Origin of the sequence: Halorubrum sp. T3, assembly GCF_000296615.1 — an archaeon.
GTDB lineage: Archaea > Halobacteriota > Halobacteria > Halobacteriales > Haloferacaceae > Halorubrum > Halorubrum ruber.
The window spans coordinates 91921-114104 of record NZ_ALWQ01000008.1; the positions used below are offsets into that span (position 1 = coordinate 91921).

Genomic DNA, 22184 nt, shown 5'->3' on the forward strand with positions numbered 1-22184 from the left:
GAGATAATGACTAAAGAACGTCCTGACGGAGTCTCACGCGAGCGAAGCGAGCGTGAGGCACGTCCTGACGGAGATTTGAACTCGGAAAGACGGTCGGCCTCGCTTCGCTCGGCCGCTGCGACTTTCCTGCTCAAATCTCCGCGGAGTTTCTTTCAGCACGTGCTGCTCGCTACGCTCGCAGCGTTGTGCTGAAAGAAACGTCCTGACGGAGATTTGAACTCCGGTCCCTGGCTCCGCAAGCCAAGAGGATAGTCCACTACCCTACCAGGACTCATCTCCACGTACCGCGGTAGAACTTAAGACGGTTACGGTCCGGCGGCCGCGTGCCTGCGGTCCGCACGCACGCGGCGCGGGACGAAGGGTGGAGTAGACGAACGCGCACTCGCGGCGCGGGATGAACACCTTTTGTACCAACGGGCCCCATGCGCCTCTATGAGACGCCTTCGAGCCGCGACCGCGACCCGAACCGGTCGCTCCGCAGGTCGGGCGGACTCCGGCGCGAGCCCGGACCGACGGCAACGCTTATCTGCGAACTCACAGAGTACGGAGGTACGCGTATGGGAGCCATAGAGGAGGTGTACGAGGACCTCGACACGGATGTCGAGTTCGAGGAGTTCGAGGCCGCTGTCGAGGACAAAGTCGAGCAGATGGGCGGGCTCGCCGACGAGGAGACCGCCGCGATGCTCATCGCGCACGAGCTGCGCGACGAGGAGGCCGACACCATCGCCGACATCGAGCCGGGGATGAACGACGTGAAGTTCCTCGGCAAGGTGACCGCCATCGGCGAGGTCAAAACCTTCGAGCGCGACGACGAGGAGGCCGAGGAGGGCCGCGTGTGTAACATCGACGTCGCGGACGCCTCGGGCTCTGTCCGGGTCGCGCTGTGGGACGAGATGGCCGCCGCCGCCGAGGAGCAGTTGGAGGTCGGACAGGTGCTCCGCGTCATGGGCCGCCCGAAGGAGGGGTACAGCGGGCTCGAAGTGAGCGCGGACAAGGTCGAACCCGACGAGGACGCCGAGGTCGACGTGCAGGTACTCGACACCTACCGCGTCGAGGACCTCACGCTCGGCGCCTCCGACGTCAACCTCGTCGGACAGGTGCTCGACACTGACTCGATCCGGACGTTCGACCGCGACGACGGCAGCGAGGGGCGCGTAGCGAACCTCACCGTCGGCGACGAGACGGGGCGCGTGCGCGTAACGCTGTGGGACGGCAAGGCCGACCTCGCCGAGGAGTTCGAGGCCGGCGAGGTCGTCGAGGTCGGCGACGGCTACGTCCGCGAGCGCGACGGGGACTTGGAGCTCCACGTCGGCGACCGCGGCACCGTCGAGCGCGTCGACGAGGACGTCGAGTACGTCCCGGAGACGACGGACATCGCCGACCTGGAGATCGGCGAAACCGTCGACGTCGGCGGCGGCGTCATCGAGACGGACCCGGTGCGCACCTTCGACCGCGACGACGGCAGCGAGGGGCAGGTGCGCAACGTCCGGATCAAAGACGAGACGGGCGAGATCCGCGTCGCGCTGTGGGGCGACAAGGCCGACCGCGAGATCGACCTCGCCGACCGCGTCGTCTTCACCGACGTCGAGATCCAGGACGGCTGGCAGGACGACCTGGAGGCGTCCGCCAACTGGCGCTCGACCGTCACCGTCCTCGACGAGGGGAGCGACGCGGCGGCCGGCGCCGCGGACGGCGCGACCGGATCCGGCGCCTCGGGGGGGAACCGGGCCGGCGGCGACGGCGGCGACCGCGACGCGGACGAGACCGGTCTCGGCGCCTTCGCCGAGGACGGACGGAAGGCGGCCGCCGAGGCCGTCGCCGGCGAGAGCGGCGAGGGCGAAGCGGGGAGCGCGGGCGGCGGCGCCGCGGCCGCGACGGCGGAGCGGTCGAGCGAGGACGTCGAGTTCACCGGGACGGTCGTCCAGACCGGCGACCCGGTCGTCCTCGACGACGGCCAGCGGACGAAGACGGTGGACACCGACGCGAGCCTCCGGCTCGGCGAGGAGGTGACCGTCCGCGGGCCGGAGCGCGACGGCACCATCGACGCCGACGACGTGTTCTGAGGCGGACGCGTCTTCTGGCCCCGGCGGTCCCCGTCCGGATCCGGCGGGGATGCGGCTAACGGAAAGCGTTATACGATACACGGACGCGTCTGTGTGTATGAGTGTCGAGTTGCCGTTCGCGCCGGTCGACGGGATCATCCGGCGGAACGCGGGGGAACTCCGCGTCAGCGCGGACGCCGCCGAGGAGCTCGCGCGACGGATCCAGTCGCACGGCGCGGAGCTGGCCGTCGACGCGGCCGAGCGGGCGACCGCCGACGGTCGAAAGACGCTGATGGCCGCGGATTTCGGCGTCGAGCAGGTCGTCAGCCGGGAAGACCTCACGCTGCCGGTCGCGCCCATCGACCGGATCGCTCGGCTCCGGATCGACGACCGGTACCGGGTCGGCGTCGACGCGCGGGTCGCGCTGGCCGACATCTTAGAGGACTACGCCGACAACGTCGCGAGCGCGGCCGCGACGCTGGCCCGCCACGCGGACCGACGAACGGTACAGGCCGAGGACATCGAGACGTACTTCGCCCTCTTCGAGTAGATGCGGTTCGGCTACAGCGAGCGGTGTCTCGACCACGACACCGGCGAGCGACACCCGGAGAACCCGGACCGGCTCCGCGCGATCCGCCGCGGCCTCACGAAGCGACACGGCGTCGAGTACGTCGAGGCGGACCCCGCGGAGAAGGCGGCGGTCACGGCGGTCCACGACGCCGACTACGTCGACGAGCTGGAGTCGTTCGTGGCGGACGGCGGCGGGAGCTGGGACCCCGACACCGTCGCCAGCGACGGGACGTGGGACGCCGCGCTCACCTCGGCCGGGCTCGCCCAGTGGGCCGCCCGCGAGGCGCTCGACGGCTCGACCGGTCGACGGACGCCGTTCGCCATCGGCCGCCCGCCGGGCCACCACGCCGTCACCGACGACGCGATGGGGTTCTGCTTTTTCAACAACGCCGCCGTCGCGGCCCAGACCGCGCTCGACGAGGACCTCGCCGACCGCGTCGCGATCTTCGACTGGGACGTCCACCACGGGAACGGCACGCAGGACATCTTCTACGACCGCGGCGACGTGTTCTACGCGTCGATCCACGAGGACGGGCTGTACCCGGACACGGGCGACCTCGACGAGACCGGCGAAGGGGACGGCGAGGGGACCACCGCGAACCTCCCGCTGGCGGCCGGCGCCGGAGACGCCGACTACCTGTACGCCGTCGACGAGGGGATCGCGCCCGCGGTCGACCGGTTCGACCCCGACCTGCTGATCGTCTCGGCGGGGTTCGACGCGCACCGCCACGACCCCATCTCGCGGATGCGCGTCTCCTCCGAGGGGTACGCGCTGTTGACCGATCGGATCCGGACGCTCGCCGACGACGTCGGCGCCGCCGACGCGTACGTGCTGGAGGGCGGCTACGGCCTCGACACGCTCGCCGAGGGCGTCTCCATGGTCCACGAGACGTACGACGGCCGGACGCCCGTCGCCACCGACGAGGACCCGGACGCGAAAACGGAGTCGCTCGTCGACGACCTGCTGGCTGAACTGGACCTGTAGGGCGCGCTCGTCGCTACCGCTCCTCGTTCGTTTTGCGGCAGCGAAAGACGCCCGGAGCGGGATTTGAACCTCGGTCGTTCCGCTCGCTTCGCTCGCTTCACTCTCTGGTTCAAATCCCTTCGTCTGTATTCGTCGACGCCGGACTCGCTCGTCGCTACCGCTCCTCGCTCGTAGTCGGCGTCGACAGAACGCCCGGAGCGGGATTTGAACCGAAATCAGACGTGCTCGCTCACTCCGTTCGCTGCGCGCGACTGATAGGGTTCAAATCCCTCGACGCTTCGCTGCCGCAGTACTCACTCGTCGCTGCCGCTCCTCGTTCGTTTTGCGGCAGCGAAAGACGCCCGGAGCGGGATTTGAACCTCGGTCGTTCCGCTCGCTTCGCTCGCTTCACTCTCTGGTTCAAATCCCTTCGTCTGTATTCGTCGACGCCGGACTCGCTCGTCGCTACCGCTCCTCGCTCGTAGTCGGCGTCGACAGAACGCCCGGAGCGGGATTTGAACCGAAATCAGACGTGCTCGCTCACTCCGTTCGCTGCGCGCGACTGATAGGGTTCAAATCCCTCGACGCTTCGCTGCCGCAGTACTCACTCGTCGCTGCCGCTCCTCGTTCGTTTTGCGGCAGCGAAAGACGCCCGGAGCGGGATTTGAACCCGGAGGACTTCGCTCACTGCGTTCGCTCGTCCTCAGATTCAAATCCCTTTTGCGACCGTTTTCGACGAACGGCTCGCTACGCTCGCCGTGTTGTTCGTCGAAAACGCCCGGAGCGGGATTTGAACCCGCGTCACGACCGTGACAGGGTCGTATGATGGGCCACTACACCATCCGGGCAAACAGCGACAGCGCCCCGAAACGGGGGACGCCCGGAGCGGGATTTGAACCCGCGTCACGACCGTGACAGGGTCGTATGATGGGCCACTACACCATCCGGGCAAACAGCGACAGCGCCCCGAAACGGGGGACGCCCGGAGCGGGATTTGAACCCGCGTCACGACCGTGACAGGGTCGTATGATGGGCCACTACACCATCCGGGCAAACAGCGACAGCGCCCCGAAACGGGGGACGCCCGGAGCGGGATTTGAACCCGCGTCACGACCGTGACAGGGTCGTATGATGGGCCACTACACCATCCGGGCAAACAGCGACAGCGCCCCGAAACGGGGGACGCCCGGAGCGGGATTTGAACCCGCGTCACGACCGTGACAGGGTCGTATGATGGGCCACTACACCATCCGGGCTTGTCGCATCAGTTCGTACCCCTGTCTGGCAAATAAGGCTTGTCATCCCTGACGGGAGTGCGGGTCGGTGACAGGGAATTGGGGCGTCCGAGCCGCGACGCCGAGGGGGCAATCGCGGTCGCGGCCGGTATGCTTTTGTGTCGACCTCGCGTGTGTGGGAGTGTCGAACGCCCCGGCCCGTGAGCCGCGCGCGGCAGCGCTTGGTAACTCTTATGCCGCTGGCGTATATACGTATCTGTAGTATCTCGTGATAGCTTCTCCCCACCACCAGCACCCATGGTAGACGTAAGCCAACACGAACTCGTCCCGGACCACGTTCTCCTCGACGACCCCGAAGAGGTCGAGGAGGTCCTGGCGGAGTACGACGTGAAGAAAACGAACTTACCGAAGATCAAACGCACGGATCCCGCGCTCCCCGACGAGGCCGAGGTCGGCGACGTGGTGAAGATCGTTCGCGACTCCCGAACGACCGACGAGGCGGTCGTGTACCGATTAGTCGTCTCATGAACAGGCAAGACCGACGCGTGGTTTCACGCGAGTACTTCTCGGACGAACGGCTCGCCGAACACCACTTCCGCTCGTTCAACAACTTCCTGGACCGCGGCATGCAGGAAGTCGTCGACGAGAAGGAGACCATCGAGACGGACATCGGCGACAAGGAGGGTCAGGAGCCGGTGTACGTCGAGCTCGGCGACGTGCGGATGGTCACCCCGCGCGTCCGCGAGGCCGACGGCTCCGAGGAGCTGCTGTACCCACAGGAGGCGCGGCTCCGAAACATCACCTACTCGGCGCCCGTGTTCATGGAGATGTCCATCGTGCGCGGCGGCGAGGACGAGCCCGAGGAGGTCGTCGACACGACCGAGACCAAGGTCGGCCGGATGCCGATCATGGTCGGCTCGAACAAGTGTAACATGGCGGGCTTCTCCGACGAGGAGCTCATCGACATCGGCGAGGACCCCGTCGACCCCGGCGGCTACTTCATCGTCAACGGCTCCGAGCGCGTGCTGATGACCTCGGAGGACCTGGCGCCGAACAAGATCCTCGCGGAGTACGACTCGAAGTACGGCGACGAGATTCAGGTCGCGAAGACGTTCTCCCAGCGCCGCGGGTACCGCGCCTTGGTACTCTGTGAGCGCAACCGCGAGGGGCTGCTCGAAGTGTCGTTCCCCTCCGTCTCCGGCTCCATCGACTTCGTGACCCTCGTCCGGGCGCTCGGACTCGAGTCCGACGAGGAGATTGTCCACCGCGTCTCTGACGACCCCGAGATCGTGAAGTTCATGCTGGAGAACTTAGAGGAGGCCGACGTCCAGACGACCGAGGGGGCGATCGAGACCCTCGGCGAGCGCGTCGCCTCCGGTCAGGGGAAGAACTACCAGCTCAAGCGGGCGAACTACGTCATCGACCGCTACCTCCTGCCGCACCTCCACGAGGAGGGCGTCGACGAGGAGGACGTGCGGATCAACAAGGCGTACTACCTCTGCCGGATGGCCGAGGCGTGCTTCGAGCTCGCCCTCGACCGCCGGGAGGCCGACGATAAGGACCACTACGCGAACAAGCGCCTGAAGGTCTCCGGTGACCTGATGCGCGACCTGTTCCGCACCGCCCTGAACAAGCTGGCGCGCGACGTGAAGTACCAGCTCGAACGCGCCAACATGCGGAACCGGCAGCTCACCGTCAACACCGTCGTGCGCTCCGACGTGTTGACCGAGCGGCTCGAACACCCGATCGCGACCGGGAACTGGGTCGGCGGCCGCTCGGGCGTCTCCCAGCTCGTCGACCGGACGGACTACATGGGCGTGCTCTCGCACCTCCGGCGCCTGCGCTCGCCGCTGTCGCGGTCGCAGCCGCACTTCGAGGCGCGGGACCTCCACGCGACCCAGTGGGGTCGCATCTGTCCCTCCGAGACGCCGGAGGGACCGAACTGCGGGCTCGTGAAGAATTTCGCGCAGGCGATGGAGCTGTCACAGACGGTCGAGGACGAACAGGGGCTGAAACGAGAACTGGCGTCGATGGGTGTCGAGGGGATCCCCGGCATCGAGGGCGTCGAACGACAGACGGCGGACGACTGATCATGGCACAAGCAGAACGCGAAGCGAAGGTGTACGTCAACGGGAGCCTCGTGGGCACCCACGAGAACCCGGACGAGCTCGCCGAACAGATCCGCGAGGCGCGCCGCCGCGGCGACGTCTCGGAGATGGTGAACGTCTCGGTGAAAGACCGGACCCGCGAGGTCATCGTCAACGCCGACGCGGGGCGGGCGCGGCGCCCGCTCATCGTCGTCGAGAACGGCGAGCCGCTCCTCGGCGACGAGGAGATCGAGGCGCTCGAACGCGGCGACGTGGAGTTCGAGGACCTCGTCGAGCGCGGCTACGTCGAGTTCATCGACGCCGAGGAGGAGGAGGACATCCTCGTCGCCGTCGACGAGGAGGACGTGACCGAGGACCACACGCACCTCGAGATCGACCCGCAGCTCGTCTTCGGCATCGGCGCGGGGATGATCCCGTACCCCGAGCACAACGCCTCGCCCCGGATTACGATGGGCGCGGGGATGATGAAGCAGTCGCTCGGGCTCCCCTCCGCGAACTACCGGATCCGGCCCGACACGCGTCAGCACCTCCTCCACTACCCGCAGCTGGCGATGGTGAAGACGCAGACGTCCGACCAGATCAGCTTCGACAAGCGGCCGGCGGCGCAGAACTTCGTCGTCGCCGTGATGTCCTACGAGGGCTTCAACATCGAGGACGCCCTCGTGATGAATCAGGGCTCCGTCGACCGCGCGCTCACCCGCTCGCACTTCTTCCGGACCTACGAGGGCGAGGAGCGCCGCTACCCCGGCGGTCAGGAGGACCGCTTCGAGATCCCCGAACAGGACGTGCGCGGCGCCCGCGGCGAGGACGCCTACACGCACCTCGACGAGGACGGCCTCGTCAACCCCGAGACGAAGGTCGACGAGTCCTCGGTGCTGCTCGGCAAGACCAGCCCGCCGCGCTTCCTTGAGGAGCCCGACGACATGGGCGGGCTCTCCCCGCAGAAGCGCCGCGAGACCTCGGTGACGATGCGCTCGGGCGAGTCGGGCGTCGTCGACACCGTGACGCTGATGGAGGGCGAGGACGGCTCCAAGCTCTCGAAGGTGAAGGTGCGCGACCAGCGCGTCCCCGAGCTGGGCGACAAGTTCGCGTCCCGACACGGCCAGAAGGGCGTCGTGGGCCACCTCGCGCCCCAGGAGGACATGCCGTTTACCGAAGAGGGGGTCGTCCCCGACCTCGTGATGAACCCGCACGCGCTGCCGTCGCGGATGACGGTCGGCCACGTGCTGGAGATGCTCGGCGGCAAGGTCGGCTCGCTGCGCGGCTCGCGGGTCGACGGCACGCCGTTCCAGGGCGAAGACGAGGAGGAGCTCCGTGACCAGTTAGAGGAACACGGCTTCGAATCCTCCGGCAAGGAGGTCATGTACTCCGGCGTCACCGGCGAGAAGATCGACGCCGAGATCTTCGTCGGGACGATCTTCTACCACAAGCTGTACCACATGGTGTCGAACAAGCTCCACGCCCGCTCGCGCGGGCCGGTCCAGGTGCTCACGCGCCAGCCGACCGAGGGGCGGGCCCGCGAGGGCGGGCTGCGCGTCGGGGAGATGGAGCGCGACACGATCATCGGCCACGGCGCGTCGATGGTGCTCAACGAGCGACTGTTAGAGTCCTCGGACGCCGAGACGGTCCACGTCTCCGCGGAAACCGGGCTCGTCGCCGTCGAGGACCGCGAGCAGCGCCGCGTGTACGACCCGGTGACGGGCGACGAGGACGACATCCACGAGCTGGAGGTTAGCTACGCGTTCAAGCTCCTGCTCGACGAGATGATCGCCCTCGGCATCCGACCGAAACTCGAACTGGAGGACGCGATTTAGATGTCAACGCAAACACCGAAAGTGCTCGGCGGGATCGACTTCGGCCTCATGGACCCGGAGACGTACCGGGACATGTCCGCGACGAAGGTGATCACGGCCGACACGTACGACGACGACGGCTATCCGATCGACATGGGGCTGATGGACCCGCGACTGGGCGTCATCGACCCCGGCTTAGAGTGTCGAACCTGCGGCTCCCACTCCGGCTCCTGTAACGGCCACTTCGGCCACATCGAGCTGGCCGCCCCGGTCATCCACGTGGGCTTCACCAAGCTCATCCGGCGGCTGCTCCGCTCGACGTGCCGCGAGTGCGGGAAGCTCGCCTTGGACGAGGCGCAGCGCGACGAGTTCCGCGACCGCTACGAGCGGGCGAAGGAGCTGGGCGACGACGAGCACGACGTGCTGAAGGCCGCCGTCCGGCAGGCCCGGAAGGCGTCCACCTGTCCGTTCTGCGGCGAGCCGCAGGCGGACATCAAACACGAGAAGCCGACCACGTACTACGAGGTCCAGGACGTGCTCTCGGGCGACTACTCCGAGCGCATCGCGGCCGCGATGCAGCCCGACGAGGAGGCGGACGACCCGGGCACCTCGCCGCAGGAGCTCGCCGACGAGACCGACATCGCCGTCGACCGGATCAACGAGATCATGGCCGGCGAGTTCCGCCCGCGCAAGGAGGACCGCCGCGCCATCGAGAAGGCGTTAGACGTCGACCTCACCGAGGAGGACATGAACAAGCTGATGCCCTCGGACATCCGCGACTGGTTCGAGGACATTCCGGACGAGGACCTCGAGGTCCTCGGCATCGACTCCGAGCACTCCCGCCCGGAGTGGATGATCCTGACGGTGCTGCCGGTGCCGCCGGTGACCACCCGTCCCTCCATCACGCTGGACAACGGCCAGCGCTCCGAGGACGACCTCACGCACAAGCTGGTCGACATCATCCGGATCAACCAGCGGTTCATGGAGAACCGCGAGGCGGGCGCCCCGCAGCTGATCATCGAGGACCTCTGGGAGCTCTTACAGTACCACGTCACCACGTTCGTCGACAACGAGATCAGCGGGACGCCGCCGGCGCGACACCGCTCCGGCCGCCCCCTCAAGACCCTCAGCCAGCGGCTGAAGGGGAAGGAGGGCCGCTTCCGCGGATCGCTCTCCGGGAAGCGCGTCAACTTCTCCGCTCGTACCGTTATCTCGCCGGACCCGACGCTCTCGCTGAACGAGGTCGGCGTGCCCGACCGCGTGGCGAAGGAGATGACCCAGACGCTCAACGTCACCGAGCGCAACGTCGAGGAGGCGCGCCAGTACGTCCGGAACGGCCCCGAGGCCCACCCCGGCGCCAACTACGTGCGCCGCCCCGACGGTCGCCGGCTGAAGGTGACCGAGAAGAACTGCGAGGAGCTGGCCGAAAAAGTCGAGGCCGACTGGGAGGTAAACCGCCACCTCGTCGACGGCGACATCGTGATCTTCAACCGCCAGCCCTCGCTGCACCGGATGTCCATCATGGCCCACGAGGTCGTGGTGATGCCGTACAAGACGTTCCGGCTCAACACCGTCGTCTGTCCGCCGTACAACGCCGACTTCGACGGCGACGAGATGAACATGCACGCGCTCCAGAACGAGGAGGCCCGCGCCGAGGCCCGCGTCCTTATGCGCGTCCAAGAGCAGATCCTCTCGCCCCGCTTCGGCGGGAACATCATCGGCGCGATCCAGGACCACATCTCCGGCACCTACCTCCTCACCCACTCGAACCCCGAGTTCACGGAGACGCAGGCGCTGGACCTGCTGCGCGCCACGCGCGTGGACGAGCTGCCCGAGGCGGACGGCGTCGACGACGACGGCCGCGAGTTCTGGACCGGCCGGACGCTGTTCTCGGAGCTGCTCCCAGACGACCTGGACCTCTCCTTTACCTCCTCGGCCGGCGACAGCGTCGTCATCGAGGACGGCCAGCTGATCGAGGGGACCATCGACGAGGACGCGGTCGGCGCGTTCGGCGGCGAGGTCGTCGACACGCTCACCAAGGAGTACGGCGAGACCCGCGCCCGCGTGTTCATCAACGAGATCGCGTCGCTGGCGATGCGCGCGATCATGAACTTCGGGTTCTCGATCGGGATCGACGACGAGTCGATCCCGCCGGAGGCCGAAGAGCAGGTCGACGAGGCGATCGAGAGCGCCTACGACCGCGTCCAGGAGCTCATCGAGACGTACGAGGCCGGCGAGCTGGAGTCGCTCCCCGGCCGCGGCGTCGACGAGACGCTGGAGATGAAGATCATGCAGACGCTCGGGAAGGCCCGCGACTCGGCCGGGGAGATCGCCGACCAGCACTTCGGCGACGACAACCCGGCGGTCGTGATGGCCCGCTCGGGCGCCCGCGGCTCGATGCTGAACCTGACGCAGATGGCCGGCTCGGTCGGCCAGCAGGCGGTCCGCGGCGAGCGGATCAACCGCGGTTACGAGGACCGGACGCTCTCGCATTACCGGCCGAACGACCTCTCCTCCGAGGCGCACGGCTTCGTGGAGAACTCCTACCGCGGCGGGCTCACGCCCCAGGAGTTCTTCTTCCACGCGATGGGCGGCCGCGAGGGGCTCGTCGACACGGCGGTCCGGACCTCCAAGTCCGGCTACCTCCAGCGCCGGCTCATCAACGCGCTCTCCGAGTTAGAGGCGCAGTACGACGGCACGGTCCGGGACACCTCGGGCCGGATCGTCCAGTTCGAGTTCGGCGAGGACGGCACCTCGCCGGTGAAGGTCTCCTCCGGCGAGGAGGACGGCATCGACGTCGACGGCATCGTCGACCGCGTGGTCGACGCCGAGTTCGCCTCCGACGAGGAGAAGGAGCGGTTCCTCGGCGAGCGCGAGCCGCCGACGAACCTCTCGGAGCACGCCGGGCCAGGGCTCAACAAGGCCGGCGGGCCGGGGGTGGAGTCCGATGACTGAGTACGACGGCGTCACCGACGACATGGAGGCGGTCGTGGAGGCGACCGAGCTCCCCCGCCGACTCAAGACGAAGGTGTACGACGCCATCGACCGGAAGGCCGAGGAGGCCGGCGAAGTTACCATCGAACAGGCGACCGATATCGTCGAGGGCGTCGTGAACCGCTACGAGCAGACGCGGGTCGACCCGCTCGACCCGGTCGGGACGGTCTCGGCGCAGTCGATCGGCGAGCCCGGGACGCAGATGAGCGTCCCGCACGACGAGCGCGTCGTGGTTCGGCGGAACGGAACGACCGACATCGTCGAGATCGGTCCGCTCGTCGACGAGGTACTCACGTCCCGCGAGTCCCGGTCAGTAGACGACCACGAGGTCGGGCTCGCGCCCGACGGGCTGGAGACGCTCAGCCTCGACGGCGACGAGGGTGTGCGCTGGAAGCCCGTCGAAGAGGTCAGTCGCCACGACGCGCCGGACGAGCTGCTTCGGTTCGAACTCGAGTCCGGTCGGACGATCCGGGCGACGAAGGCCCACTCGTTCGTCACCCGACGCGACAACGAGGTCGTCCCGGTCACCGGCGACGACCTCGAAGCGGGCGACTGGCTCCCGGTCGTCGGATCGTACGAGAGCGACGGCGACGACGAGGTCGACCTCCGGGAGTACCTCCCAGCAACCGATTACTGGTACACCTCGACGCTCGCTGACGGCGGCGTCGACACCGCTCCGGTCGGAGCGGATCAGCTCCGCAACAAGCGCGACGCGCTCGACGCGGGAGACCTCGACGAAGAGACCGTCTATCCGACCGGCGGGACGGTCGGTCTCCCGGAACGCTTCCCGCTCGACGCGGATACCGGGTTCTTCGTCGGCGCGTGGCTCGCGGAAGGGTCGCTGACGGACCACTACGTCTCCGTCTCGAACGTCGACGAGACGTTCCAAGACGGGATTCGAGCGTTCGCCGACCGGTTCGACCTCTCGGTGAACGAGTACGAGAACGACAGCGGGTTCGCCCGCGGTTACGACGTTCGCGTGAACGGGACGATCCTCGCCGACTTCCTGCGCGCTGCGTGTACGGAAGACGAGCGGAAGATCGTTCCGGGCTTCGCGTTCGGCGCGAACGACGAGTTCGTCCGGGGGCTGCTCCGTGGGTACTTCAGCGGCGACGGCAACGTCGCGGAAAGCGCGGTCCGTTCCAGTTCGACGAGCGACCGGCTCACCGCGGGAATCGCGCTGCTGCTCGCTCGCTTCGACGTGTACGCGACGCTCGGCGAACAGGACACGTCGCGGACGCTCCGTGTGCCGAAGAAACACGTCCAGCGCTTCGCCGACCGGATCGGGATGGTCGGCGAGCGGGGGGACGAACTCGACGCCGCGGCCGCCGAAATCGATGAGACGGGGCCGGACGCCACCGATCAGGTTCCGAACTTCGGCGACGCGCTCCGCGAGGTCGCGTCCGACGCCGGCATTCCGAGCCGACAGGTAAACGCGGCGTCGAACCGCCAGCGGATCGGCCGCTCCCGGCTCCGACGGCTCGTTGACGAAGCGGAGGAAGCCGGCGTCGACTCGGAGGCGCTCGACGAACTCCGTCAGGCGGTCGATGGCGACGTTGTGTGGGACCGCATCGAGTCGATCGAAGCCGTACCGACGGAACACGACCACGTGTACGACTTCTCCGTCGAGGGACTGGAGACGTTCACCACGGCAGAAGGCGTCGTGACGCACAACACGATGAACACGTTCCACTACGCTGGCGTCGCAGAAATCGACGTCACGCAGGGGCTCCCCCGGCTCATCGAGCTGGTGGACGCCCGGAAGACGCCGGACACGCCGATGATGACGGTCCACCTCGACGGCGAGTACGCGACCGACCGCGAGAAGGCTCACGAGGTCGTCTGGTCGATCGAGGCTACGCGCATCCTCGCGCTCGGCGACGTGTCGACGAACGTCGCAGACATGCTGGTCCGGATCGACTTAAACGACGACACGCTCTTGGAGCGGTGGCCAACCCACTCCGACGCGACGGAGGTCGCGGAGATTATCGCCGAGACGATCGAGGACTCGCTGGGCGTCGACGCCCGGCAGGCCGGCACGGTCATCGAGTTCGGTCCCAACGAGCCGAGCTACCGCGAGCTGCTCCAGCTCGTCGAGAAGCTCCGGGAGATCGTGTTCAAGGGGATCGAGGAGATCGAGCGCGTCGTCATCCGCAAAGAGGAGATCGACGGCGACGAGGAGTTCGTCCTCTACACCGAGGGGTCGGCGTTCGGCGACACCCTCGACATCGAGGGCGTCGACGCCTCGCGGACGACGTGTAACAACATCCACGAGATCTACCGCAACCTCGGGGTCGAGGCGGCCCGCGAGACGATCATCGACGAGACGAAGAACACGCTCGAAGAGCAGGGGCTCGACGACGTGAACGTCCGCCACCTCATGCTCGTCGCCGACATCATGACGAACAACGGCGAGATCGAGTCGATCGGCCGGCACGGCATCTCCGGCAACAAGGACTCGGTGCTCGCGCGCGCAGCGTTCGAGGTGACGGTCAACCACCTGCTCGACGCCGCGATCCACGGCGAGTACGACGACCTCGACGGCGTCATCGAGAACGTCATCGCCGGCAAGCCCATCTCGATGGGGACCGGCGACGTCGACCTCCGGATGGGGTCGCGCGTCGTGAGCGACGACTAATGTACGTCGAGCTCTCCGACGAGGCGCGGCAGTACATCGGTCGGTTCGACGAGCTGACCGGGGTCACGCCGACGGACTGCCTCGTGGAGGGCGACCGGCTCGTGTTCGTGGTCCCGGCCGGCGAGATGGCGAGCGCGATCGGCCAGGGCGGCGAGACCGTCGCGGAGGCCGAGCGGCGGCTCGACAAGTCGATCGAACTGGTCGAGGACGCCGACACCGCCGAGGCGTTCGTCGCGAGCGCGCTCGCGCCGGCGGTCGTCAACGCCGTCACCATCTCCGAGCAGAACGACCGCGTGGCGTACGTCGAGGTCGACGAAGCGGACCGGGGCGTCGCCATCGGCGCGGAGGGCGCGAACATCGAGACTGCCCGCCAGCTCGCGGAGCGGCACTACGACATCGACGACGTCCAGCTGACCTGAGCCGGGAACCCGCGCCCTTTTGCCACCCCGCCCGTTTCTCGTCGTATGAACCGGAGACGCTTCCTCGCCGGAGTCGGAGCCGGAGCCGCGGTCGGCGCCGCCGGCTGCCTCGGCGGCGACGGGTCGGACCGGCCGTTCCCCGACGCCGACTGGCGGGCGGAGGACGGCCTCGACGTCGCGACGCTCGCGGAGCGACACGCCGACGCGCTCGTCGACGCCGGGGGCGCCACGCTCTCGTCGACGGCGGCGACGAGCCACGAGGGCGACGCGGAGCCGAGCCCGTGGCTCCCCTCACAGGAGTACGAGTCGCGGTACGACCTCGAAAACGGGCGCCAGTACGTGCGACAGGAGGTGACCGAGACCGACGAGCCGGACGTCTCGGAGCTGTACGTCGCCGACGGGACGGCGTTCATCCGCCGGCGGACCGCCGACGGGACGCGGTACGCCCGCCAGTCGACGGACCGGTCGGCGGCGGAGTTCGAGTCGGCGATGCGCTCCGAGGTGGTGACAGGAATCCGCGTCGAGGGGCAGACCGAGGGCGGCGAGACGGAGTACGAGGGGCTGAACCTGTGGAACCCGACGAGCGACGGCGGCGGCGAGGTGCGCGGCGAGCCGACCGCGCGGTTCGCGGCCGACGCCTTCGAGGGCGACCGGAACATCCCCGAGACCGTCGAGACGGCGTCAGCGACCGTTCACGTGTACGAGTCCGGCGTGGTGCCGCGGCTCGTCCAGTCGTGGGCGGGCGAGCACGACGGGCAGGAGGCGACCGTCGACGTCGACATCGACTACCGGGACCTCGGCGCGACGGTGTCGGAGCCGGGGTGGGTCGAGACGGCGCGCGAGGAGACGAGCGGCTGACGCTCGGACGCGCTCGATCGCGATCGAACGACAGGCGCTCTCGCCGGCTTATCGGCTCAGCGGGAGCGAGCGTCCGTCGTTTTCGATCACGGATCTGCGTGAAACACTCTCAGATCCGTCGAGAGGTACCGCTCGGGGGATCTGAGGCCGTTTCGCGACGGAGAAAGACGACGCTTAAGTAGCTCCGTTCGGAAGTAGGCGTACGATGGCGAACGGCAAGTACGCGGCCCGTAAGCTCAAAAAGGACCGGCAGAAGCGCCGCTGGTCCGACTCCGAGTACGCTCGGCGCGAGCGCGGGCTCAAAAAGAAGTCCGACCCGCTGGAAGGTGCCCCGCAGGCGCGCGGCATCGTCCTCGAGAAGGTCGGCATCGAGGCAAAGCAGCCGAACTCGGCGATCCGAAAGTGCGTCCGGGTTCAGCTCATCAAAAACGGGAAGCAGGTCACCGCGTTCTGTCCCGGTGACGGCGCGATCTCCTTCATCGACGAGCACGACGAGGTCACCATCGCCGGCATCGGCGGCGCGAAGGGCCGCGCGATGGGCGACCTCTCCGGCGTCAACTACAAGGTCGAGAAGGTCAACGGCGTGTCGATGATCGAACTGGTTCGCGGCAACGCGGAGAAGCCGGTCAGATGAGCGGCGAGGAGACCGAGGCGCCGTCCGAGGAGGACGTCGCCGCCGACGAGCCGGACCCGGACGCGCCCGCCTCCAGCGAGGCCGCCAACGAGAACGCCAAGCTGTTCGGCGTCTGGGACGTCACCGAGATCGCCTACGAGGACCCCTCGACGAAGCGCTACATGACCGTGACGCCCATCGCGCACACGATGGGTCGCCACGCGTCGAAACAGTTCAAGAAGTCCGAGATCTCTCTCGTCGAGCGGCTGATCAACCGCCTGATGCAGACCGACGAGAACACGGGCAAGAAGCAGCAGGCGACGCGGATCGTCCGCGACGCCTTCGACATCGTCCACGAGCGGACCGAGGAGAACCCGGTCCAGGTGCTCGTCCGGGCCGTCGAGAACGCCGCGCCTCGCGAGGAGACCGTCCGCCTGAAGTACGGCGGCATCTCCGTCCCGAAGGCGGTCGACGTCGCGCCCCAGCGCCGCGTCGATCAGGCGCTGCTGTTCATCTCCGACGCCGTCGCCAGCGCGACGTACAAGTCGACGACCGCGGCTGCCGAGGCGCTCGCCAACGAGCTCGTCGCCGCCGCCGACTACGACGTCGAGGGCTCCTACTCCATCTCGCAGAAGGAAGAGCGCGAGCGCGTCGCCGCCGCGGCCCGCTAACGCCGGTTTCAGCGTTCGGACCGACGGGACGCGTCTCGCGGTTTTTCGTTTCGATCCCACGTATAGAGCGGCGGCGCTACGTCGGCGACGAGACGCGTGTCGTGATCGGAAGAACTGTAATCGACAGCTGGAGTGGGTGTAGTACGTCGTGAGTGTGGTCGTTTATAAAGCGGAGCGCGGTGTTGCTATCGGCCGTTTATAAACAGTCAACCGCGTTGCGCTGACGACCTCTAAAGCCCCAGTCCCGACGGCTCGCGCGCCTTGCTGCGCTCCTCACTCGGTCGCTTTCGCTCCCTCGCTGCGGTGCTTGCTACGGCGTGCTTCGCCCTCGCGACTGCCCCTTTGAGTCCCGCCCCGCACCGCACAGCACCCGCACCTCACGCCTCCCCAGCCTCGTCGGGCGCGCCTTCGGGCTCCCTTCGGTCGCCCTCGTTGCGCCCGACTCCCTCGCACGCGCTCCTCGCGGCCGCCTTCGGCGGCCACTCGGAGGCGCGCGCCACCGCACCGGCATTTATAAACGACCGTTGGCGCCGCTGGCGATTATTTAAATACTGAATCGCCGCTACCGATCTGCGATACTCACTCCCGGAATCGATCACAGCCGAAAGCGTCGCCAATTCGCAAGTCGGTAGCCGCCGCTACGAGGTGGGTCCGGCGAAAAAAAGCGAATTCGGAGGTCTGAACTGGCTTCGCTCGGTGGACAGCGCGCTCAGTCGTCGGCCGGCGCCGCGCCGGAGCCGCCGTCGGCGTGCTGCTGTTTGACCCACGAGAGCTTGCCGCCGGCCGCGAGGATATCGCGCTCGCGCTCGGAGGCGTCGAGGTCGGCGGTGAACTCCCACTCGCCGTTGACGCTCACGGTGAACTCCTCCTGCCCGGAGCGGACGCCCGCGGGCACGTCGTCGACGATCGCGAGGTCGTCTCCCTGCTCGATCTTCTCGTACGTCTCCTCGTCGATCGCCAGCGGGACGATCCCGAAGTTGAAGAGGTTCGCCTTGTGGATGCGGGCGAAGCTCTGGGCGAAGACGGCCTCGATGCCGAGATACATCGGACAGAGCGCGGCGTGTTCGCGCGAGGAGCCCTGGCCGTAGTTCTCGCCGGCCACGAGAACGCCGCCGTCGGCGGCGAGCGCGCGGTCGGCGAACGTGTCGTCCACGCGCGAGAGCGTGAACTCGGAGAGCTTCTCGATGTTCGAGCGGAACTTGAGGATGTCCGCGGTCGCCGGGATGATGTGGTCGGTGGTGATGTTGTCCTCCATCTTGAGGAGGGCCTCACCGCCGTCCACGTCGATGTCGTCCTTCAGCGGCACGTCGCCGATGTTCGGGCCCTTAACGAGCCCGTCGTCGATCGCCTCGTCGGGCGAGATGATATCCGAGTCGGACTCTCCCATGCCGGGGCCGTACTTCGTCCCCATCTCGAGGCCGGGCGCCTCGAGGTCGCCGAGCTCGTCCGCGAGGTCGCGCGGGTCGACGATCTCGCCGGTGATGGCCGCCGCGGTGGCGACCTCGGGCGAGCAGAGGAAGACGGAGTCGTCCTCGATGCCGGAGCGACCCTCGAAGTTGCGGTTGAAGGTGCGCAGCGAGACGGAGTCGGAGGCGGGCACGTGGCCGATGCCGATGCACGCGCCGCAGGTCGCCTCGGAGAAGTTGACGCCGGCCGCCATCATCTCCGCGGTCCAGCCCTCGCGGGCCAGCATCTCGGAGGCCTGCTTCGAGCCGGGCGCGACGATCATCTCGGTCTGCTTGGCGACCTCGCGGTCCTCCAGCATCTTCGCGCTGGGGAGGATGTCCTCGTAGGCGCCGTTGGTACAGGAGCCGACGATGACCTGCTCGACGTCGGTGCCCTCGTACTCGCTGACGGGGGCGACGTTGTCGGGCATCGACGGCGCGGCCACGAGCGGCTCGAGCTCGTTTAAGTCGACCTCGATCGTCTCCGCGTACTCGGCGTCGTCGTCGGGCTGGAGGTCGACGTACTCCTCCTCGCGGTCCTGGCGCGCGAGCCAGTCTTTCGTCTTCTCGTCGGTCGCGAAGATCGAGGAGGTGGCGCCGAGCTCGGTGCCGAGGTTCGTGATCGTGGTGCGCTCGGGGATCGTGAGCTGCTCGGCGCCGGGGCCGGTGTACTCGAAGATCTTGCCGACGCCGCCCTTGACGGTCAGCTCGCCGAGCAGGTGGAGCGCGATGTCCTTCGCGGTCGCCCACTCGGGGAGCTCGCCTTCGAGGTGGACGTTGACGACCTCGGGCATCTCGACGTAGTAGGGGCCGCCGCCCATCGCGACGGCGATGTCGAGCCCGCCGGCGCCGATCGCGAGCTGGCCGAGCCCGCCGGGGGTCGGCGTGTGCGAGTCGGAGCCGAGCAGCGTCTTGCCGGGCGCCGCGAAGTTCTCCTTGTGGACCTGGTGGCAGATGCCGTTCCCGGGCCGGGAGAAGTACGCGCCGTACGTGCCGGCCGCCGAGCGGAGGAAGCGGTGGTCGTCGGTGTTCTTGAAGTCGAACTGGTACGTCTGGTGGTCGCAGTACTGCGCGGCCAGCTCCGTCTGGACCTCGTCTAAGTCGAGCGCCTCGAACTGCAGCCACACCATCGTCCCCGTCGTGTCCTGCGTCAGCACCTGGTCGATCTCGATGCCGATCTCCTCGCCGGGCGTCAGCTCGCCCTCGACGAGATGGTCATCGAGGATCTTCTCCGTAATCGTTTGTCCCATATCACGCCAAGATGGCCGTCCCGTGGATATAAAACCCGCGAGTTTCCCGAAGATCGACCGTGTTAGATCCCTCGATGCGGCAACGCTCGCTGTGATCTCCGCGTGATACCACGCACCGTGAAATACGTAGCCGTCCAGTGTATTTTAGGTCATTAATCGCCTGAAACGGACGAAATCGAGGGTTTCAACGGTCGCGGCAAAAACGGCTGATTCGTCCCTCCTCGTCGCGCGCCGCGGGCGACACCGTTTTGCCTCGCCCGCGGTTCCGGACGCGCATGTTCGACTCGGGAGCCGCGGTCGCGGCGGCGCTGGAGGCGGCCGGCGCCGACCTCGACGACGCGCAGCGACAGCCGAACGGCGTCGACCTCACCCTCGACGCGGTGTTCGCACAGACCGAACCGGGCCGGCTCGGACGCGACGGAAAGCGCGTGGCCGAGCGACGGGAGCTGGAGCCCCGTGGCGACTGCTACCGGCTCGAACGCGGGAGCTACGTCGTCCGCTACGGCGAGCCGGTGCGGATCCCGGAAGAGCGGATCGGGTTCGTCCTCCCGCGCTCGACGCTGCTGCGTAACGCCTGTACCCTCGACACCGCGGTGTGGGACGCCGGCTACGAGGGGGTCGGCGAGGGGCGACTCGACATCGGCCACCCGATCGAGATCGAGCCGGGCGCGCGGATCGCGCAGCTCGTCCTCGCCGAGGCCGACCACGAGGGGACGTACGACGGCGCGTACCAGCGGGAGAACCTCTGAAGAACGGCGTCTTCTGCGGGCCGGCTACGTACAGTCTCGGTCGGCGCGGAACGGTCGTTGAGTCCCAGTCGGCGCGGAACGGTCGTTGCCCGCGGCTGTGCGAGCGGCTCGCTCGGTGAGTAAAGGAACGAACGGCACGCCCGTGCCGGGAAAAGGTGGCACGGGCGTGTCGTTCTGTAGGTCCCCGCTGACGCTTCGGCCCTCCAAGCGAAGCGTCACCTGAAACAAGCGGTGGTAGACACTTAAGCGTGCCGGGGGCGGCAGCGTTGTCGTATTAGTTAGCGGCAACGCGTTCACAACAGCTCGCTCACACGAGCCGCGAAACCACGCGAAGGCGTCCGGTCGGATCGGACTCCGAGCGGTCTCCGCGCGCTACTGCCGGGCGGGGTGGTCCCCGCGGAGCCCCGTCTGCCCCTCGCCGAGGAGCCGCTCGCGGAGCGTCTCGCCCGGGGGCTCGGCGTCGGCCGGGGGGACCAGTCCGCGCTCGCGCAGCTCCGGGACGACGAGGTCGACGAAGTCGACGAGCGAGTCGGGGCGGACGACCTCCTTGACGTTGAACCCGTGGACGCCGACCTCCTCGTGCCAGCGCTGGAGCTCGTCGGCGACCTGCTCCGGCGTCCCGACGATCTTCGGCGAGGTGGTACCGAGCCCGCAGAACTCCGCGACCTCGCGGACCGTCCACTCGCGGTCGGGCTGGGCCTTCGTGAACGCGTTCATCGTCCCCTGGATCGCGTCCGTCTCGATGTGTTCGACCTTCTGGTCGGGGTCGAGCTCCGAGAGGTCCATGTCGAGGAAGCCGGACAACAGCGCGAGCGTCGCCTCGACGTCGACGTGGCGCTTGTACTCCTCGTACTTCGCCTCCGCGAGCGCCTCCGTCTCGCCGACGACCGGCACCACGCCGATAAAGAAGCGGAGGCTCTCGGGGTCGCGGCCGGCGTCGGCCGCGCGCGACTTCACGTCCGCCATGTACTCGACGACGCCCTCCTCGGTCGGCTGGCTGGCGAAGACGGCCTCGGCGTTGCGCGCGGCGAACGACCGGCCGTAGTCGGAGGACCCGGCCTGGTAGATGACCGGGGTGCGCTGGGGGGACGGCTCGCAGCCGTGCGGGCCCGGCACCGAGAAGTGGTCGCCCTCGTGGTCGATGGCGTGGACCTTCTCGGGGTCCGAATACCGCCCGGCCTCGCGGTCGACCTCGACGGCGTCGTCGTCCCACGACTCCTCCCACAGCTTGTAACAGACGTCGAGGAACTCGTCGGCGCGGTCGTAGCGCGTCTCCTTGTCCATCCGCTCCGAGAGGCCGAGGTTCTCGGCGGCCGACTCTAAGTAGGAGGTGACGACGTTGATCGCGATTCGCCCATCGGTGAGGTGATCGAGCGTCGAGAACTCCCGCGCGAGCTGGTAGGGGTGGGTGTACGTCGTCGAGCGCGTCACCGCGAAGCCGAGGTCGTCCGTGACCTCCGCCATCGCGGGCACGACGAGCTGCGGGTCGTTCGCGGGGGTCTGAACCGCCTTCTCGACGGCGACCTCTCGATCATCGCCGTACACGTCGTAGATCCCGCGCACGTCCGCGAAGAACACGGCGTCGAAGCCGCCGCGCTCGGCGGTGCGCGCGACCTCGGTCCAGTACTCGCGGTCGGCGTAGTCCGCCGACCGGTCGCCGGGGTACCGCCACGACCCGGGCGAGACGTGCTCGACCGAGGACATGGTGAAGAGGTTGAGGTGTAGGTGATCGGACACGGACCTCGGTACGCGCTCCGGGGTAATACGGACACAGGAAGTGGCGGCACTTGTCGCCGTCGCGGACGCCTCGGATGCGACCGCCTCGACGCACCGAG

Annotated in this window: 15 protein-coding genes and 6 tRNA genes; 13 read left to right on the forward strand and 8 right to left on the reverse strand. The window is 67.9% G+C overall.

Annotation, left to right across the window (positions count from 1 at the left end):
• Positions 1-198: 198 nt before the first annotated feature.
• A tRNA-Arg gene (locus B378_RS0100440) sits at positions 199-271 on the reverse strand.
• A gap of 286 nt (positions 272-557) precedes the next feature.
• On the opposite strand from B378_RS0100440, the gene B378_RS0100445 reads away from it, so the two are divergent.
• The 3 genes from B378_RS0100445 to B378_RS0100455 all read left to right on the forward strand — a co-directional run bounded on the left by B378_RS0100445 (position 558) and on the right by B378_RS0100455 (position 3597).
• A complete protein-coding gene (locus B378_RS0100445; RefSeq protein ID WP_017341874.1) occupies positions 558-2063 on the forward strand; it encodes a single-stranded DNA binding protein in 1506 nt (501 codons plus the stop codon).
• Positions 2064-2160: 97 nt separating this feature from the next.
• Positions 2161-2592 carry a histone family protein gene (locus B378_RS0100450; RefSeq protein WP_004599099.1) on the forward strand — a complete coding sequence of 144 codons (432 nt, stop codon included), beginning with the start codon at positions 2161-2163 and terminating at the stop codon, positions 2590-2592.
• The gene (locus tag B378_RS0100455; RefSeq protein WP_017341875.1) at positions 2593-3597 is read left to right on the forward strand and encodes a histone deacetylase; all 1005 of its coding nucleotides are present in this window, start codon (positions 2593-2595) and stop codon (positions 3595-3597) included.
• 754 nt (positions 3598-4351) lie between these two features.
• On the opposite strand, the gene B378_RS0100460 is transcribed toward B378_RS0100455, so the two are convergent.
• From B378_RS0100460 to B378_RS0100480, 5 genes are all read right to left on the reverse strand, one after another.
• A tRNA-Asp gene (locus B378_RS0100460) sits at positions 4352-4424 on the reverse strand.
• 29 nt (positions 4425-4453) lie between these two features.
• Positions 4454-4526: transfer RNA gene (locus B378_RS0100465), tRNA-Asp, on the reverse strand.
• A 29-nt stretch (positions 4527-4555) separates the two neighbouring features.
• Positions 4556-4628, reverse strand: a tRNA-Asp gene (locus B378_RS0100470).
• A gap of 29 nt (positions 4629-4657) precedes the next feature.
• A tRNA-Asp gene (locus B378_RS0100475) sits at positions 4658-4730 on the reverse strand.
• A 29-nt stretch (positions 4731-4759) separates the two neighbouring features.
• Positions 4760-4832, reverse strand: a tRNA-Asp gene (locus B378_RS0100480).
• Positions 4833-5108: 276 nt separating this feature from the next.
• Between B378_RS0100480 and B378_RS0100485 the strand changes: the two genes are divergently transcribed.
• The 9 genes from B378_RS0100485 to B378_RS0100525 all read left to right on the forward strand — a co-directional run bounded on the left by B378_RS0100485 (position 5109) and on the right by B378_RS0100525 (position 16905).
• Positions 5109-5339, forward strand: a complete 231-nt coding sequence (locus B378_RS0100485) for a DNA-directed RNA polymerase subunit H (RefSeq protein WP_004599097.1) — start codon at positions 5109-5111, stop codon at positions 5337-5339.
• The gene (locus B378_RS0100490) at positions 5336-6901 is read left to right on the forward strand and encodes a DNA-directed RNA polymerase subunit B'' (protein WP_026046103.1); all 1566 of its coding nucleotides are present in this window, start codon (positions 5336-5338) and stop codon (positions 6899-6901) included. The genes B378_RS0100485 and B378_RS0100490 overlap by 4 nt, the downstream gene beginning before the upstream one ends.
• A gap of 2 nt (positions 6902-6903) precedes the next feature.
• Positions 6904-8733, forward strand: a complete 1830-nt coding sequence (gene rpoB, locus B378_RS0100495; protein WP_017341877.1) for a DNA-directed RNA polymerase subunit B — start codon at positions 6904-6906, stop codon at positions 8731-8733.
• A complete protein-coding gene (locus tag B378_RS0100500) occupies positions 8734-11667 on the forward strand; it encodes a DNA-directed RNA polymerase subunit A' (RefSeq protein ID WP_192812418.1) in 2934 nt (977 codons plus the stop codon).
• Between the two features lie 22 nt (positions 11668-11689).
• Positions 11690-14344 carry a DNA-directed RNA polymerase subunit A'' gene (locus tag B378_RS16030; protein ID WP_237738303.1) on the forward strand — a complete coding sequence of 885 codons (2655 nt, stop codon included), beginning with the start codon at positions 11690-11692 and terminating at the stop codon, positions 14342-14344.
• Entirely contained in the window at positions 14344-14763 is a 420-nt protein-coding gene (locus tag B378_RS0100510; RefSeq protein WP_017341880.1) for a NusA-like transcription termination signal-binding factor, read from the forward strand. The genes B378_RS16030 and B378_RS0100510 overlap by 1 nt, the downstream gene beginning before the upstream one ends.
• Before the next feature lie 45 nt (positions 14764-14808).
• Positions 14809-15621, forward strand: coding sequence for a hypothetical protein (locus tag B378_RS0100515; protein WP_017341881.1), 813 nt, complete (start codon positions 14809-14811; stop codon positions 15619-15621).
• Between the two features lie 205 nt (positions 15622-15826).
• The gene (locus B378_RS0100520; protein ID WP_004599087.1) at positions 15827-16255 is read left to right on the forward strand and encodes a 30S ribosomal protein S12; all 429 of its coding nucleotides are present in this window, start codon (positions 15827-15829) and stop codon (positions 16253-16255) included.
• Entirely contained in the window at positions 16252-16905 is a 654-nt protein-coding gene (locus B378_RS0100525) for a 30S ribosomal protein S7 (RefSeq protein ID WP_017341882.1), read from the forward strand. The genes B378_RS0100520 and B378_RS0100525 overlap by 4 nt, the downstream gene beginning before the upstream one ends.
• A gap of 709 nt (positions 16906-17614) precedes the next feature.
• Here the strand turns inward: B378_RS0100525 and B378_RS0100530 are convergent.
• Positions 17615-19600, reverse strand: coding sequence for an aconitate hydratase (locus tag B378_RS0100530; protein ID WP_017341883.1), 1986 nt, complete (start codon positions 19598-19600; stop codon positions 17615-17617).
• A gap of 275 nt (positions 19601-19875) precedes the next feature.
• On the opposite strand from B378_RS0100530, the gene B378_RS0100535 reads away from it, so the two are divergent.
• On the forward strand, positions 19876-20349 hold the full coding sequence (locus B378_RS0100535; protein ID WP_017341884.1) for a deoxyuridine 5'-triphosphate nucleotidohydrolase: 474 nt from the start codon (positions 19876-19878) through the stop codon (positions 20347-20349).
• A gap of 372 nt (positions 20350-20721) precedes the next feature.
• Here the strand turns inward: B378_RS0100535 and B378_RS0100540 are convergent, their stop codons facing one another.
• Positions 20722-22086 (reverse strand): LLM class flavin-dependent oxidoreductase, encoded by a 1365-nt coding sequence (locus B378_RS0100540; RefSeq protein ID WP_017341885.1) that lies wholly within the window; start codon positions 22084-22086, stop codon positions 20722-20724.
• Positions 22087-22184: the final 98 nt, after the last annotated feature.

What these genes read in the sequence shown, in the direction of transcription:
- B378_RS0100455 (WP_017341875.1), top strand. Translation starts at nt 2,593, where the DNA reads ATGCGGTTCGGCTACAGCGAGCGGTGTCTCGACCACGACACCGGCGAG.
- B378_RS0100490 (WP_026046103.1), top strand. Translation starts at nt 5,336, where the DNA reads ATGAACAGGCAAGACCGACGCGTGGTTTCACGCGAGTACTTCTCGGAC.
- B378_RS0100525 (WP_017341882.1), top strand. Translation starts at nt 16,252, where the DNA reads ATGAGCGGCGAGGAGACCGAGGCGCCGTCCGAGGAGGACGTCGCCGCC.
- rpoB (WP_017341877.1), top strand. Translation starts at nt 6,904, where the DNA reads ATGGCACAAGCAGAACGCGAAGCGAAGGTGTACGTCAACGGGAGCCTC.
- B378_RS0100450 (WP_004599099.1), top strand. Translation starts at nt 2,161, where the DNA reads ATGAGTGTCGAGTTGCCGTTCGCGCCGGTCGACGGGATCATCCGGCGG.
- B378_RS0100510 (WP_017341880.1), top strand. Translation starts at nt 14,344, where the DNA reads ATGTACGTCGAGCTCTCCGACGAGGCGCGGCAGTACATCGGTCGGTTC.
- B378_RS0100520 (WP_004599087.1), top strand. Translation starts at nt 15,827, where the DNA reads ATGGCGAACGGCAAGTACGCGGCCCGTAAGCTCAAAAAGGACCGGCAG.
- B378_RS0100485 (WP_004599097.1), top strand. Translation starts at nt 5,109, where the DNA reads ATGGTAGACGTAAGCCAACACGAACTCGTCCCGGACCACGTTCTCCTC.
- B378_RS0100515 (WP_017341881.1), top strand. Translation starts at nt 14,809, where the DNA reads ATGAACCGGAGACGCTTCCTCGCCGGAGTCGGAGCCGGAGCCGCGGTC.
- B378_RS16030 (WP_237738303.1), top strand. Translation starts at nt 11,690, where the DNA reads ATGGAGGCGGTCGTGGAGGCGACCGAGCTCCCCCGCCGACTCAAGACG.
- B378_RS0100535 (WP_017341884.1), top strand. Translation starts at nt 19,876, where the DNA reads ATGTTCGACTCGGGAGCCGCGGTCGCGGCGGCGCTGGAGGCGGCCGGC.
- B378_RS0100500 (WP_192812418.1), top strand. Translation starts at nt 8,734, where the DNA reads ATGTCAACGCAAACACCGAAAGTGCTCGGCGGGATCGACTTCGGCCTC.
- B378_RS0100530 (WP_017341883.1), bottom strand. Translation starts at nt 19,600, where the DNA reads ATGGGACAAACGATTACGGAGAAGATCCTCGATGACCATCTCGTCGAG.
- B378_RS0100445 (WP_017341874.1), top strand. Translation starts at nt 558, where the DNA reads ATGGGAGCCATAGAGGAGGTGTACGAGGACCTCGACACGGATGTCGAG.